The organism is Centipeda periodontii DSM 2778 (assembly GCF_000213975.1).
In the GTDB taxonomy this organism is placed as follows: Bacteria; Bacillota; Negativicutes; order Selenomonadales; family Selenomonadaceae; genus Centipeda; species Centipeda periodontii.
In genome coordinates this window covers 678,713-693,800 of the sequence record NZ_GL892076.1, presented here as the reverse complement: position 1 = coordinate 693,800, position 15,088 = coordinate 678,713, and the positions used below count along the sequence as shown (strand labels likewise).

Sequence of the window (15,088 nt, the reverse complement as noted above, 5' to 3'; positions counted from 1 at the left end):
AGATTCTCTAAAAGCAAGCTTCTAAATCATCCCGTTCGACTTGCATGTGTTAAGCACGCCGCCAGCGTTCGTCCTGAGCCAGGATCAAACTCTCCGCTAATGTGAAGAGCCTGTTGGCTCATTATGTCATTCTTGTAAAAGAATTGTGTTTCGTTGACTGACATCAACGATGTTGCATCTGGCTTGTTAGAGTTTCCTCTAACGTGTTTTGCATTGTGTAGTTTTCAGGGTACATCCTGCGCCGCACAAGGCTTCAAGGTTCTTTCCAGTTCCTCGCAGCTCTCATCGGCGCGACTGTCATAATATAACACAAAGGGTTGACTCTCGTCAACCCCCTTTTTCAAGTTTTTCTCTGCTTGCCCCAAAAAATTATAAAAGACACAGTAATGCTGTTTCCTCCCTCGTTACTTCACTATGTCCCAAGCCTTGTTCGCGTCGCCTCTCCTCTCTCGAAACGAACGATCTCATCGACCGCCTCTGTTCCCATGCGCGTCAGCGCGTCCGCGGTGTTCGCGCCGTTATGGGGCGTGCCAACGAAGTTGCCACAGGAGAAAAGCCTGTGATTCTTCGGTACGGGCTCTTCGACAAAGGCATCGACAGCTGCACCGAAGATTCGATTTTCTTTGAGCGCCTCCACCAGCGCCACCTCATCGACGACGCCGCCGCGTGCCGCATTGATGAGGATGCTGCTCGGCTTCATTTTCGCAAGCGCATCTCTTCCGAGGATAGGCGAGAAACGTAGAATCTGTGCGTTGTTCGCCAATGGCTCAACGATACGCGTGCGGATGAGGCGATCCAATGTGCCGCCAATGCTGGTCGTCGTATTGTCTGTGGCATCCTTTTTCTCCGCAACGGACGGGATGACGGGATTCTCGATGTAGTGGACTTCCGCCTCATTGACAAACTTGCTGTCGCGCGGGTTGTCGCGCACAAAGAAATACCAGAGAACCGTGAGGAAGAAACCGGGCACAGCAAAGGCATAGAATACGCTGCGCCAACCGTATGTCATGATCAGCCATGCACAAAGGGGCGGCACGAAGGCGGGGGCAAATTTGATGGAGGAGAGATACAGCCCCATCGCAATCCCTTTTCCTGCGTGGGAAACCATTTGTTGATGACGGAGACAGATCCGATGTTGATCGGGCCTTCGGCCAGCCCGAGCAGCGCACGCGCCCATTTGAGCTGCAGCCCCGAGTTCGCAAGGCCCATGATCAGCGTCGCGACGGACGTAAAGAAGATCGAAAGCGCATGGAGAAATCGCGTACCATGTTTAATGAACTATTATGAGAGGAGGGCTGATTTTGGAGCGGGAGTTAATCGATACCTTTGTAACGGTATCCGTCATGCAAAATATCAGCAAAGCGGCTCGAGCGATGTACGTGACGCAGGCCACAGTAAGTCATCGGCTCAAAGAGCTGGAGCAGCGACTTGGAACAAACCTTATCGTCCGCAGTAAGGGTGCAAAACGCACGGAGCTCACATCCGCAGGGATGAGCTTTCTCCCCATCGCCCGAAAATGGCTGCAGCTTGACCATGAACTGGAAAATTTCAAATATGAAAAGGAACATCTGGAAATCAGCATTGGGTCGGTAAACAGTGTAAACAATTATTTTTTCAACGAATTCTTTCGGGAATTGAAGCAGGACAAAATCACTTGGCATCTTCAGGTGAAAACGCTGCATACGCTCGAAATCTATGAACAAGTTCGCCTGAACCTCATCGATATCGGCTTTCCGCTTTCTCGGTTTATCATTCCAAACCTCCATGTGCAAAAGATCCACGAAGAAAATTTGATGGTCGTAACGCAAAATCCGGACTACCATAAAAAGATGTTGCGCCCCTCCGATCTGGATATCGAGCAGCAGATTTTTTTCAACTGGGGCGAAGAATATCGAAGGTGGCACAACAAGTATTTCCCATATTCGTATCCACCAAAGTTCTCCGTCGATTCCGCAAAGATCGCCTTGGACTGGCTGGATGAGAGCAGCTGGTTTTTCGCGCCATGCAGCGTCTGCATGAATTTTTTGGAGGAACGGCGCTGCTCGATATCCGGGCTGCCGATTGGAAGTCCGGTGCGCGAGCTGTTCATGGTAACAGAAAAGGTGACGGAACAGACGAGGCGCCGAGAGATCATTTTATTCAAGCGACGCCTGCTCCAGTTCATTCGAAAGAAGGAGCAGGAATTCTCGCGAAAGCTGTTGGATTTCTACGCCACTGACAGCGAATAAGTGTGAAGCAAACCCGTAATAGGAAAAGCACAACAGACCAGATAAAAATGACCTCCGAATGAGTGGGACTAGAAAGCATTGATGATCTATGTTATAATCGATTTAAGAATGACTTTTTAAATTGAAAGGAAAAATAAATGCCGAAGAATCCGGTGAAGCATCAGTGCAGCTTCTGCAAGCGCATCATTGACGTGCGCGACCAATACGATATGCCGATCTACGATCCGAACACGGGCTTTGCGATCTGCAAGGACTGTGTGCGCGAGATCAACCGCTTCCTCGATGAGCACGACGCCTCCGTTTCCTCCGAGGAGCGGAGCTCGTTCCGCACGCAGCTCGACGATGTGCTCGAGAAGACGCGCCCGCATCTCATCAAGGATTACCTTGATACCTACATCATCAAGCAGGATCGCGCAAAGAAAATTCTCGCGGTCGCGGTGTATAACCACTACAAGCGCATGAAGTACGGCTACGAGAACACGGGCGAGGACACGGAGATCGAGAAGTCGAACGTCATCATGCTCGGGCCCTCGGGCTGCGGCAAGACGGCGCTCCTCTCGCACCTCTCGAAGCTGCTCGACGTGCCGTTCGCCGTGACGGACGCCTCGAGCCTCACGGAGGCGGGCTTCGTCGGTGCGGACGTGGAGGTCGCCGTGCGCAACCTCTACTACGCAGCGGACAAAGACGTGGAACGGGCGGAGCACGGCATCATCTACCTTGACGAGTTCGACAAGATCGCGCGCAAATCCGGCGCAAACAACTCCATCACCGCCGACCCCGGGCACGAGGGCGTGCAGCAAGCACTCCTCAAGATGCTTGAGGGGAGCGTCGTGGAGTTCACGGCACGCGGACAGCGCAAGCATCCCGAGGCGCCGACCATCAAGGTGGACACAAAGAACATCCTCTTCATCGTCGGCGGCGCATTCGTCGGCATCGAGAAGACGATTGCAAAGCGTCTCAGGAAGGGCAACGTCGCGATGGGATTCGGCGCGGAGGTGCGCGGCAAGGATCTCGAGAAGGAGTTTGATCACCTCATCCATCAGGTGACGCCCGAGGATCTGATGCAGTACGGCATCATCCCCGAGATCATCGGGCGTCTGCCCGTGATCTGCACGCTCGAAACGCTCGACGAGGACGCGCTCCTGCGCATCCTCACCGAGCCGATCAACGCCCCCGTGCGTCAGTATGAGAAGCTGCTCGCGATGGACGGCGTCGAGCTTGTCTTTACCGAGGACGCCCTGCGTGCCGTCGCAAAGAAGGCGATTGAGCGCAAGACCGGCGCGCGCAGCCTCAAGGGCATCATCGAGGAGGTCATGCTCGACGTGATGTTCGACATCCCACGTGAGAGCGCCCCGCGCCGCGTCACCGTCACAAAGGAGTGCATCACCGAGGGCGCCGCGCCGATCATCGAGAATGCGGCGGCGGGCTGAGAAATTTATTCTTGCAAAATAGGATAAACGTGTTATACTGTCTATAGAAGTCAACGATGGTCATTGACATCCAAAAGAAAGGAATCCCCTGCGGCTGGTTACCGCAGGGGTCTTTCTTTGCGACTGGTTAGGCCGCATCCGGCTGGTGCCACAACGGCGGTCGCTTCTACCGCCCCAGCCTCTGCAGAATCAACGTTCCGAGAATACTCCCGAGTACGCTGGTCAGCAGGGAAAGCATAACATCTCCGATGGTCATCGTGACAACCTCCCTTCCTTGCCGGATTGGCTTGGTTGGGCCGTGGCAGCTTCAGTATAGCACAACGGACGACAAAAATCCCACTGCGCCTAGTAAACGCAGTGGGATTTTTCGTTGCGACCGGTCATGTCGCGCGCTAGGCCGGTTCCACAACGGCGGCTGCTTCTACCGCCTCAACCATAAAAACATGGGGCTCAATACCTCCGCCGCTTCGCCGAGGAGGGGATGCCGAGCTGCTCACGGTACTTCATCACGGTGCGGCGCGCCGCAGATATCCCGCGCGCGGCAAGCATCTCAGCGATGTACGCGTCCGAGAGCGGTTTCGCCGCATCCTCTGCCGCGATGATGGCGCCGATCGCCGCGCGTACCTCTCCGGCGCTGTGCGCTGCCGTCTCCGTGCCGACGGCAGAGGAGAAGAACGATTTGAGCGGGACGAGTCCGCGCGGCAGGTCGATGTATTTGTTCGCAACGGCGCGGCTGACGGTCGACTCGTGCATCCCGAGCGCCGCCGCGACGGTCTGCATCGTGAGCGGACGCAGTGCCGCATCTCCATGCGCGACAAAGTCCGCCTGCCGCCGTACAAGTTCCTCCGCGACGCGCCGCAGTGTCTCTCCGCGCTGCTCGATGCTGCGGATGAACGCCCGCGCCGCATAGATCCGCTGCGCAATGTAGCCGCGCGTCTCCGCATCCATCTCCGCCGCACGCTGATAGAGGCGCGAGACGCGCAGGCGCGGCAGGCCCCCCTCGCAGACCGTCACCTCCATGCGTCCGTCGACGCGCACGAGCCGCACATCCGCGCGGATGTAGGCAGGCGGCTCCGCACCGTAGCCGCTGCCGGGCTTCGGCGCGAACGAGCGCAGGATGTCCACCGCCATCTGCACCTCGGCAAGCGTCGCCCCCTCCACGCGTGCAATCTCGCGATAGCGCCCCTCCGCAACCGCGCGCAGATGACGCTCGATCACGGCACGTAAAATGCCCTCATAGAGCCCTGCCCGCTCCGCCTGCAGGCGCATGCACTCGGCGAGATCACGCGCCGCGATGCCCGGCGGCTCAAAGCCCTGCAGAACGCGAAGCACGCGCTCCACCGTGCCCTCATCCGCGCCCGTCGCACGCGCAACCTCGGAGAGCGACACAACGAGATAGCCGCGCGCATCGAGCGAACCGACGAGGAAGACGGCGATCGCCTTCTCCGCGTGGTCGGTAAAGCGGACATCCACCTCACGCAGCAGTTCCTCCTCAAGCGAGAGCGCAACCGGCGCAGCGAAATCCGCGTGCGTTCTCTCCGCGCGCGTCTCCGACTCGTACGGATCATCGGCATCATAGGCGGCGGCAAAGGCATCCTCTGCGCGTTCACGCCCCTCGTCGTACGCGAGCGGAGTTTCCTGCGCGGGCGCGTCGTCCCCCTCCTCCATCTCGAGCAGGGGATTCTCCAAAAAGGCGCGCTCGATCTCTGCGGCAAGATCCGGCGTGGAGAGCTGCAGGATGCGGATCGCCTGCTGTAGCTGCGCCGTCATGACGAGGCTCTGTGTAATTTTGGGTTGCTGTGTCAGCTGCATGGGTTCCCCTCCTCTCCGTTCATTTTCCGTTACGCCCGTACAAAATCCCCGTCCGCCGCCATCTGCCACACCTCATCGGCACGCCCCGCATGTGCGATGAACCGTTCCACATTTTTGCGGTCGCTCGCGTCGTAGAAGGCAGTCGCCTCCGCCTCCGAGCCTCCGCCCTGCACCTTGCGGGCGATGAGGCGGTCACGCAGGAATGCGGGCGGCGCGTCGATGCGCAAGGTATAGTCGGCGAGGGCACGCAGATCGCGCCACAGTTCCTCATCAAGCAGCAGCCAGTTGCCCTCGACGAAGAGGATTGGCGCGTCTGCAATGAGCGCATCGGGGACAACATCGTGAATGCGGCGGTCATAGATGGGAAACGGGGTCGCCCCCTCCTTCGCCGCCGCGAGTTTCGCCGCAAGATGCGCCACGTCGAAGGTCTCGGGTGCGCCCTTGATGGATTTCAGTGGTATCTCCACACCGTCGCGCAGGATGGTATGTGTCTCCAGATAACGGTTCGGATAGTGAAAGCCGTCCATGCCGAACGTCTGAATTCTCGTCAGGTCATCCTGTTCCTGTGTCAACCGCTCCAAAAATTGCAGCAGCGTGGATTTCCCCGTGGCGGGCGGCGCGGCGAGGAAGACGAGGAGGCGCCCGCCCTTCTCCGCCTCTAGGGCGGCGAGGCGATGCAGGAGCGGAAGGAAAAGTCCCTCTACCGTCGCCTCGTTGTAGCGGATGCGCTGCGGCAGTCCGTTCACGGTCATCTCGTAGTCGCGCCATCGTTTCTCGTGCATGGGAATCTCTCCTTTCGTTCTTTTTTATTGTAGCAGAGAGTCGGGGTTTTGGAAATACTGAAATCCCTTGATTGACGGTGCATACGATGCTTCAACTGCATCGTTCATGGCACCCCTTCCGGCTCGCTTTGCTCGCCACCTCCCCCGCTCCGGCAGCGGAGGCTAATATGTCGTTATCCAATAGCCTCCCCCGTCGCAACGGGGGAGGAGCCTGTGCGCGGGACGTGTAGACCGCGAAGCGGTGGAAGGGGGCTTTGAGCGTTCGGGGAACACGAACAAAAGCATAACAAAAAAACTGCTGCACGCGTCATAACAACTTCGTGCAACAGTCTCTCGATAGAGAGTTATAGCTTGTTCATGGCGCCCCTTCCGGCTCGCCTTGCTCGCCACCTCCCCCGCTCCGGCGGGGGAGGCTGATATGCCATGCTCCCAAGCCTCCCTGCCACAGCGGGGAGGCTATTGCTGTCGCTCAGAACGCCCACTTGACGGAGATGCCGCCCGTGACGCCCTGACGCTTGCCCTGCCAGCCGCTCAGGTTCAGATCGTAGCTGATACGGCTGTCCGCCTTCGGTGCGAAGCGATAGCCCAGCTCAAGAAGCCCGCTGCCGCCCCTCAGCGACGGACTCGGCGCGCTGTCTCCATCGTAGGTCGCACGCGCATCGCCGCCAAACTCATACTCCCACGCAAGTCCCGCATAGAGCTGACTCAGCGCCGTCTCACCGTGCGTGTAGCGCGTGCCGATGCGCAGGCGATGCGAGTTCACCGCATCGAAGTCACAGGTCTCGCCCGAGCTGAGATGTGCGCTCGCACCCGCCGTATGCGCGTAGGAGTAACGCACATACGCGCTGACGGTATCGCCCTCACGCACGCGGAAGTCCTTGCCCACGCCGACGTGCATCGCGTAGTAGGTGCTCGTTGTATCGTAGCTGGTGTCAAGCCCCGTATAGTCGCTCTTCGTGCGGCCGACGCGCAGCGCACCGTCGATCCAGCTGTTCGCCTTCGTCTCCAGCTTCGCCATCATACCAACGCCGACATAGCTTGTCTTGCCGCTGCCGTGCGTGCCGTCGTCGAGGTAGGAGTCATAGCTGCCGCGCCCGTATTCGATGAAGGGGCCAAAGGTCAGAGTTCCTGCCTTCACCGCATTCTCACGCGCCCAGCCGACGCCGAGATTCCACCCCTTCATATCGACGTATGAACCGGTCTCGTGGCGGAGCGAGCCGCCGCCCATGCCTGCCCAGAGACCATATACACCGCCGCTCGTCATCGCCGCAGCAGCCGCCTCCTTCTGCGCCGCAGACATACCTGCACCTGCGAGGAAGTCCGCGCCGTCGTTCAGGAATGCGCTCGCGCCCGCGCGCGTCTCGACGAGGGACTTGGCCTGTTCGTTCATACCCGCCTTCGTGACGGTCGCAACGAGCTTGCCGTCCGCATTCCTTGCGATGCCAAACGTATAGTTGCGCGTGACGCCGTCCGTGCCCTCGGCCGTCACATTGTCGCCAATGCTGACCGAGCCGCCCGCCGTCGTGTTCTCGACAAGGGTGAACGTGTCGCCCTTCCGAAGTTTCTTCGTCGCACCACTGCGGTGAACCGCGAGATTGATATTGGAAAGATTCTTCTCGCCCGCAGCATTCGTAAGACTCAGCAGCGTATGTGCCGTGCCGTCCGTCGGCGCATCCTCCAGATCAAAACGGATGTTCTGGATGCCGCCGAGGTCGCCAATCGACGTCGTGCCCGTGCCATAGTAAACGGCGAGCGTGTTGCCCGTGCCGCTTGCAGCCGTGCTGCTGACCGTCACGCTGCGGAAGCCGGTGCGGTTCTCGTTCGTGATCGTACCGCTGCCGCCCGTAACCGTGCCTGTAACCTTGGTGTTGCGGAGGCGGATGATATTGTCGTTCGTGATCGTGCCTCTGCCGCCCGTGACACTGCCCGAGATGGTCGCATCCGTCAGGTTGATCGCATTGCCGCTCGCAGTCGTGCCATAGCCGCCGACAACGCTGCCAACGGTCGCCTTTTCAATCGTGACCTCGTTGCCCGTCGCCCTGCCGCCCGTGACATCGGTGTAGCCGCCGTAGACTATGCCGCTGACCGCAGCCGCGCCGTTCACCGTGACCTTATTTGAAATGCTGTTGCCGCGCTTATCCGCAGCAGCCTGAGAACCCGTTCCCGTCGTCCGGCCGCCGTACACATTCGTATAGCTGCCGCCCGCGAGCGTGATCTCGTTGCCCGTCGTCGTATTGCCCGCCGCCGAGCGTCCGCCCCATGTGTCAGAGCCGACGGTCGTCGCCGCCTTCGCACCTGCAAAGGTGTAGGCATAGCGGACAATCTTTTTCCCGCCGCGAACATCGAGATCCGTTTCCTTCGTCCCGTCGGCATTCAGTTCAGACTTGAACGCTTTGCCGCCCGCGAGTGTCAGCGCATTCCCACTCTCGACGAGGGTCACGGGGTTCGCCGTCGCATCAAAGTTCGTCGCCAAGGTATCGAGGTTGAATGTCCCCGTATCCGTCAGCGTCAGCTTCGAGGCGGCATCCTTGAACGCGACCTTCTCGAAGTTCTCAATCCTGCCGACGGTCGCCGCCGTGTTGACGTTCAGCGTATTGCCGTCCGCCGTGCGGTTGCCGCCGGAGACTGTGCCCGTGACCGTGCCGCCCGCAAGCGTGACGGTATTGTTATTTGTCGTGCCGTCCGCCGCCGCCGTATAGCCGCCGTAGACATTGCCAATCGTGCCGCCCGTGATGGTGACACTGTTGCTGTAGCTGTTATCCTTGTCGTCCCTCGTCGTACCTGCGCCGCTCGTGTGACCGCCGTAGACATTCGTATGCGTGCCGTCGGCGACGGTGATCACATTATCGTGCGTGGCGTTGCCCGCCCGCGAAATGCCGCCGTAGGTGTCAGTACCTATGACGCTCGCAGACTCTGCGCGGGCGAACTGGTAGCCTTCGTAGATAATTTCAGTGACTTTGCCGTCATTGTTCTTGCGGACATCGACGTTCGTCTCCGCCCGATCCGTCGTCTCGGACTTCGCCGCGCCCGTGTAGCCCGCGAGGTCGATGCCGCTCTCGTTCTTCAGCAGGGTGAGCGGTTTCTCCGCTGTTCCCGTCACCGTGAGATTCGTCCAGTTGACCTTCGTCTGCGCGCCGCCCGTCAGGTTCAGCACCGTGCCATTCGCCGCAACGCCGTTCGTATTGAATGCGACCTTCTGGAAGCCGACAATGTTCGCGGCGGTATTCGTGCCCGCAACATTCAGCGTGTTGCCCGTGCCGTCTGCCGCGCCGCCCGTGATTGTACCCGCGACATTCGTGCGGTCGATATTGACCGTGTTTTCGTTTGCAGTCGTGCCGCTGCCGCCCGTGATACTCCCCGTGACGTTCGCCTGTGCGAGGCTGACGATATTTTTATTCGTCGTCGTACCATCGCCGCCGACGATATCGCCGGAGACTGTGCCATTGCCGACCGTGACGCTGTTGTCCGTGGCTTCGCCGCTTGCGGACTTGCCGCCCGTGATGGCGCCGGCGTTCGCATTGACCGTGACTGTGTTGCCCGTCGCATCGCCCGCCGACTGACCGCCGACAACTGCGCCCGCGATTGCCTTGTCAACCGTGACCTCGTTGCGCGTCGCCTTGCCATTTGTAACGTCCGTAAAACCGCCGTAGACTGTGCCGCTGACCGCAGCCGAGCCGTTTACCGTGACCTTGTTGGAAATGCTGTCGCCGCGCTTGTCCGCAGCAGCCTGAGAACCCGTTCCCGTCGTCCAGCCGCCATAGATGTCCGTGTGATTGCCGCCCGTGATGGTGACGCTGTTCTCCGCCGTCGTGTTGCCCGCAGAGGAGCGACCGCCCCATGTATTCCCGTTGTTGGTCGTGCTCTCCGTCGTGCCCTTAAAGCTGTAGGAGGAGTAGCGAACGATGTCGGTCAGCAGCGTGCCGGTCTTCCTCACGTCGAGATTCGTCTCGCGCGTGCCGTCGGCGTTCAGCATGGACTTCGGCTTGTTGTCATAGTCGGCGATGGTCAGACCTGCCGCATTGTGTACGAGTGTCGTAGGTGTTTCCGTCACCGTGCCGTTCGCTTCGATGGCGTCGAGGCGCATAGAGGCTGCGCCCCCTGTGAGCGTCAGCATCGGATCTGCAGCCATTGACTCCTTGTAGTTAAAGACATATTTCTCGAAGTTCTCAATCCTGCCGACACGCGCATTCGCATTGACAACGAGCTTGTTGCCCTGCGCCGTGCGGTTGCCGCCGGAGACTGTGCCCGTGACCGTGCCGCCCGCAAGCGTGACGGTATTGTGATTCGTCGTGCCGTCTGCCGCCGCCGTATAGCCGCCGTAGACATTGCCAATCGAGCCGCCCGTGATGGTGACCGTATTGTCATGGCTGTTCTTCTTCTCGACAGCTGTTGTGCTCATGCCGCTCGTGTGACCGCCATACACGTTCGTATAGTTGCCGTTGACGGTGATATGATTCGTATGCGTTGCGTTGCCCGCCCGCGAGATGCCGCCGAATGCGTCAGTACCTATGACGCTCGCAGACTCTGCGCGCGCGAACTGGTAGCCCTCGTAGGTGATTGCGGTGATTCTGCCGAGGCTGTTCTTGCGGACATCGATGTTCGTTTCCGCCGTGTCCGTCGTCTCGGACTTCGCCGCGCCCGTGTAGCTCGTGAGGTCGATGCCGCTCTCGTTCTTCAGCAGGGTGAGCGGTTTCACCGACGTTCCCGTCGCCGTGAGCTTCGTCCAGTCCACCTTGGTCGCATTAGCGCCCGTGACGGTCAGCAGCGTGCTGTCCTTCACAGCGCCCGTCGCATCGAAGTTCATATTTTGGAAGTTCTCGACACTGCCCGCACGGTTGTTCATGCCCACGACGTTCAGCGTATTGCCGACCGCCGTGCGGTTGCCGCCCGAGACTGTGCCCGTGACCGTGCCGCCCGCAAGCGTGACGGTATTATTGTTCGTCGTGCCGTCTGCCGCCGCCGTATAGCCGCCGTAGACGTTGCCAATCGTGCCGCCCGTGATGGTGACGGCATTGTTGTAGCTGTTATTCTTGTCGGCCCTCGTCGTACCTGCGCCGCTCGTATGACCACCGTAGACGTTCGCGTAGTTGCCGTTTACGGTGATCACATTATCGTGCGTGGAGTTGCCCGCCCGCGAGATGCCGCCGTAGGCTTCTGTGGGAGTGGTGACAGCAGTCGTCACGTCTGCGAACTGATAGCCCTCGTAGCGAATGTCCGTGATCGTCGCGCCGTTCTTGAGGGCGGCGATGTTTTTCTCCGTCGTCGCGTCCGCCTCGGATTTCAGAATGTTATCGGTCGCTGCAAGTCCGTTGACCGTGATGCCGTTCGCATTGTGCAGGAGGGAAATGCCGCCGCTGACCGTACTGCCTGTGGCGTCAATCGCGCCCCTGTCGAGCGTTGTGCCCGCGCCGCCGTTCAGATTCAGCATGGTCGCCCCCGCAGCGACGCCCGTCGCATCGAAGTGGAGCTTCTGGAAGTACACAATCTGCCCGGCACTGTTCACGCCCTTGACACTGAGCAGATTGCCCGTGCCGTTTGCCGCGCCGCCGTAGACAGGACCCGTCACCGTCGCGCCGTTCAGATGGACTTCGTTGTCGTTTGCCGTCCCACCGCTGCCGCCGTAGACAGACCTCGTCACCGTCGCGCCGTTCAAGTAGACCTTGTTCTTGCTTGTCGAGGTAGCGCTATCGCCGCCGAAGACAGACCCCGTCACCGTCGCGCCGTTCAGATGGACTTCGTTGCCGTTTGCCGTCCCAAAACCGGTAGAGCCACCGTAAACAGTGCCCGAAGTACGTATGCCGTTCAAGTAGACCTTGTTGTCGTCTGCCGAAGAACCGCTGGTGGCACTTCCGCCATAGACATAGCGGCTGTCATTCAGTGTGACACCTTCGTTGATCGTCACTACGTTGTTCGATGCCTTGCCGCCCATCACGGTCGTCATACCGCCATAGACATTGCCGCTGACCGTGGCAGTGCCGTCGACTGTGACCTTGTTATACGTGCTGTTGCCCTTGTCCGCTGTTGCAGTCTGTGAGGATGCCCCCCTCGTCCAGCCGCCGTAGACCTCCGTATGCGTTCCGCTGCTCACCGTGATCTCGTTGCCCGTGGTCGTGTTGCCGACCCTCGAGCGGCCGCCCCATGTTTCGCCCCCAACCGTCTCGGCAGTGCGTGCGTCCTTGAACCGGTAGCTGTTGTAGGCGATTCTCTTGACAGTGCCGCCCTCGTCGACGGCTTCGATGTCGTACTCGCTCTTGCCGTCTTCGCTCAATGCGGACTTTACACTGCCCGCCGTGTAGTGCGAAAGGGCAATGCCCTGCTCGTGATAGATCAAATCAATGCCCCGCGCCGTGCCTGTGGCTGTGAGCGCATTCCAATCGAGCGCCGTCCGGTTGGCGGTATCCGTAATGGTGAGCATATGCTGCCCCGCAGCGACGCCCGTCGCATCGAAGTGGAGCTTCTGGAAGCCCGCAATCCGCCCGGCTCTGTTCACGCCCTTGACACTGAGCAGATTGCCCGTGCCGTTTGCCGCGCCGCCGTAGACAGAACCCGTCACCGTCGCGCCGTTCAGATGGACTTCGTTGTCGTTTGCCGAGGTAGCATTGCCGCCGAAGACAGTCCTCGTCACCTGCGCGCCGTTCAAGAGGTAGACCTTGTTCTTGTTTGTCGAGTCACCATTGCCGCCGTAGACAGAACCCGTCACCGTCGCGCCGTTCAGATGGACTTCGTTGCCGTTTGCCGTCCCAGTACCGGTAGAGCCACCGTAAACAGTGCCCGAAGTACGTATGCCGTTCAAGTAGACCTTGTTGTTGTCTGCCGAAGAACCGCTCTCGGCACTTCCGCCATAGACATAGCGGCTGTCATTCAGTGTGCCACCGTTGATCGTCACTTCGTTGTACGATGCCTTGCCGTCCTCCACAGTCGTCATACCGCCATAGACATTGCCGCTGACCGTGGCAGTGCCGTCGACTGTGACCTTGTTATACGTGCTGTTGCCCTTGTCCGCTGTTGCAGTCTGTGAGGATGCGTCGTCCCTCGTCCAGCCGCCGTACACGTCCGTATGCGTACCGCTCGTAACCGTGATCTCGTTGCCCGTCGTCGTGTTGCCGATGACGGAGCGGCCGCCCCATGTTTCATGGTAGATGCTGCTCTCGGCAGTGCGTGCACCCTTGAAGATATAGCGCGTGTAGTCGATTTTTTTGCGCGTTGTGTCTGTGCTCAGGGTTGTCTCTGCGGTATCGCCCGTAGTGCTCACAGATGAGCTGCCGTCCGACACGGTAATGCCGTTCGCGTTCTCGATCAGCGTTCTCGTACCGATTGTCGAGAAGCCGCTCACGGTAATATCGCGCAGGCGGTTAATGGTCGTGCCCGCAGTGTCACTCAGCGTGAGCTTGGGCGAGAGCGTATTCGTAAAGTGGAAGTTGATCGTGTCGAAATTGTGGATGTTCTGCGCCGAAGCGGATGCCTTGACGTTGAGGATGTTGCCCGAGATCGTTCCCGAACCGCCGTCGTTGGAGCCGCCGTAGATGGATTTTTGAATGCTCGTACCCGTCGCGAGGTCATGCGCACCGTCGCCGATGTTGACGATATTGCCTGTGACATCGCCATTCCCATACGTAAAGCCGCCGTAGACGTGACCACGAATCTCGCCGCCCGTGATCGTGACCGTGTTGCCCGTCGCATGTCCCGTGGACGCGATCCCGATGCAGCCGCCGTAGATGACGTCATTCACTCTGCCGCTCTCTACGACAACATGATTGTTCTCTGCGCTGCCGGATGCACCGTAGACGGAGCCGCCGGAAACGGCCTCATTCACCAGCCCTCCTGCATGGAGATAGACCCGGTTCCCCACGGCATCGCCGCCGCCGCAGTTGATGCCGCCTACGGCGGCGTCGACTATTCCGCCGCTGCGGATATGGACGATATTCTCCTTCGCGCGCCCCGTACCGCGCGTGAAGCCGCCGTATATGGTGTTGGGGTTGACGCCGCCGTGGACGCTGTAGTCATAGTTTTCCAAGGTCAGCGTGTTGCCCGATACATCGTCTCCATTTGCGGGATCGTTGATGGCACCGGCAGCACTGCCGGGGTCGTTGTACGGATCTGTGACATTGTTGCTCGGCGGGTTTGACGCATTGATCGTCACGTTCTGCCCCGTCACCTCTGCCGCATACGCATTCGTCGCCCCCGCGAGGGAGCCGCCCGTCAGTGCGATTGCGACGAGAAGCGCCAGCCGTCTTGATTTGATTTCCTGATACATATCATTTGCCTCCTGCGCGTGATTCCTATACATCCTATCCATATTTTCTCACATCTACGAGAAATATCAACAAAGTATGTCATAAACGACGAAAGTATGTCATGAACGCGAAAGCAGTCAAATGTAGTGACCCCAAAAAGTTAGACTGATAGGATCTAACTTTTGGGGGGCAGATCATTGCACGCTCTTTTGTATTGCAATTTGTGAAATTTGTGTCTGCGGATCAGCTGGCTGTGATTATCCACTATTTATCAGTGATTCCATAAATATGTTTGCATAAAAAGAGGGGGCAGGAGCGCGGCATATGAGCTTCCCCCGTCCGAGACGGGGGAAGTGGCACGCCGCAGGCGTGACGATAGGGGCGCCGGTGACTTGTGTGACTTTCTTACGATAGAGCGTTATAGCTTGTTCATGGTGCCCCTTCCACCGCAAGCGGTCCCCCTCCCCCGTTCCGACGGGGGAGGCTTGGGAGCGCGGAATATGAGCTTCCCCCGTCCGAGACGGGGGAAGTGGCACGCCGCAGGCGTGACGATAGGGGCGCCATGAGCGTTTGGGGAAACAAAAACTGCGCCGCGAAAGCAA

At 59.3% G+C, this 15,088-nt stretch carries 6 protein-coding genes; 2 read left to right on the top strand and 4 right to left on the bottom strand.

Annotated features, from left to right (window positions below; genetic code table 11):
• Positions 1-412 precede the first annotated feature (412 nt).
• Complete coding sequence (locus HMPREF9081_RS12735) at positions 413-1,078, bottom strand: MFS transporter (protein ID WP_050794998.1); 666 nt, start codon at positions 1,076-1,078, stop codon at positions 413-415.
• Between the two features lie 223 nt (positions 1,079-1,301).
• Here HMPREF9081_RS12735 and HMPREF9081_RS03005 point away from each other — a divergent pair, with 223 nt between their 5' ends.
• Both HMPREF9081_RS03005 and clpX read left to right on the top strand, forming a co-directional pair.
• Positions 1,302-2,228, top strand: coding sequence for a LysR family transcriptional regulator (locus HMPREF9081_RS03005; RefSeq protein ID WP_154647283.1), 927 nt, complete (start codon positions 1,302-1,304; stop codon positions 2,226-2,228).
• 137 nt (positions 2,229-2,365) lie between these two features.
• The gene (clpX, locus tag HMPREF9081_RS03000) at positions 2,366-3,658 is read left to right on the top strand and encodes an ATP-dependent Clp protease ATP-binding subunit ClpX (protein ID WP_006305502.1); all 1,293 of its coding nucleotides are present in this window, start codon (positions 2,366-2,368) and stop codon (positions 3,656-3,658) included.
• Positions 3,659-4,108: 450 nt separating this feature from the next.
• Here clpX and rpoN read toward each other — a convergent pair whose 3' ends face one another.
• From rpoN to HMPREF9081_RS12730, 3 genes are all read right to left on the bottom strand, one after another.
• Complete coding sequence (gene rpoN, locus HMPREF9081_RS02995; protein ID WP_006305501.1) at positions 4,109-5,470, bottom strand: RNA polymerase factor sigma-54; 1,362 nt, start codon at positions 5,468-5,470, stop codon at positions 4,109-4,111.
• 29 nt (positions 5,471-5,499) lie between these two features.
• Complete coding sequence (locus HMPREF9081_RS02990) at positions 5,500-6,252, bottom strand: nucleoside/nucleotide kinase family protein (RefSeq protein WP_006305500.1); 753 nt, start codon at positions 6,250-6,252, stop codon at positions 5,500-5,502.
• Positions 6,253-6,721: 469 nt separating this feature from the next.
• Entirely contained in the window at positions 6,722-14,506 is a 7,785-nt protein-coding gene (locus HMPREF9081_RS12730; protein WP_050794997.1) for an autotransporter outer membrane beta-barrel domain-containing protein, read from the bottom strand.
• Positions 14,507-15,088: the final 582 nt, after the last annotated feature.

Bases quoted from the DNA above. Each gene is read 5' to 3' on its own strand.
- rpoN (WP_006305501.1), bottom strand. From the start codon at position 5,470: ATGCAGCTGACACAGCAACCCAAAATTACACAGAGCCTCGTCATGACG.
- clpX (WP_006305502.1), top strand. From the start codon at position 2,366: ATGCCGAAGAATCCGGTGAAGCATCAGTGCAGCTTCTGCAAGCGCATC.
- HMPREF9081_RS12730 (WP_050794997.1), bottom strand. From the start codon at position 14,506: ATGTATCAGGAAATCAAATCAAGACGGCTGGCGCTTCTCGTCGCAATC.
- HMPREF9081_RS12735 (WP_050794998.1), bottom strand. From the start codon at position 1,078: ATGGGGCTGTATCTCTCCTCCATCAAATTTGCCCCCGCCTTCGTGCCG.
- HMPREF9081_RS02990 (WP_006305500.1), bottom strand. From the start codon at position 6,252: ATGCACGAGAAACGATGGCGCGACTACGAGATGACCGTGAACGGACTG.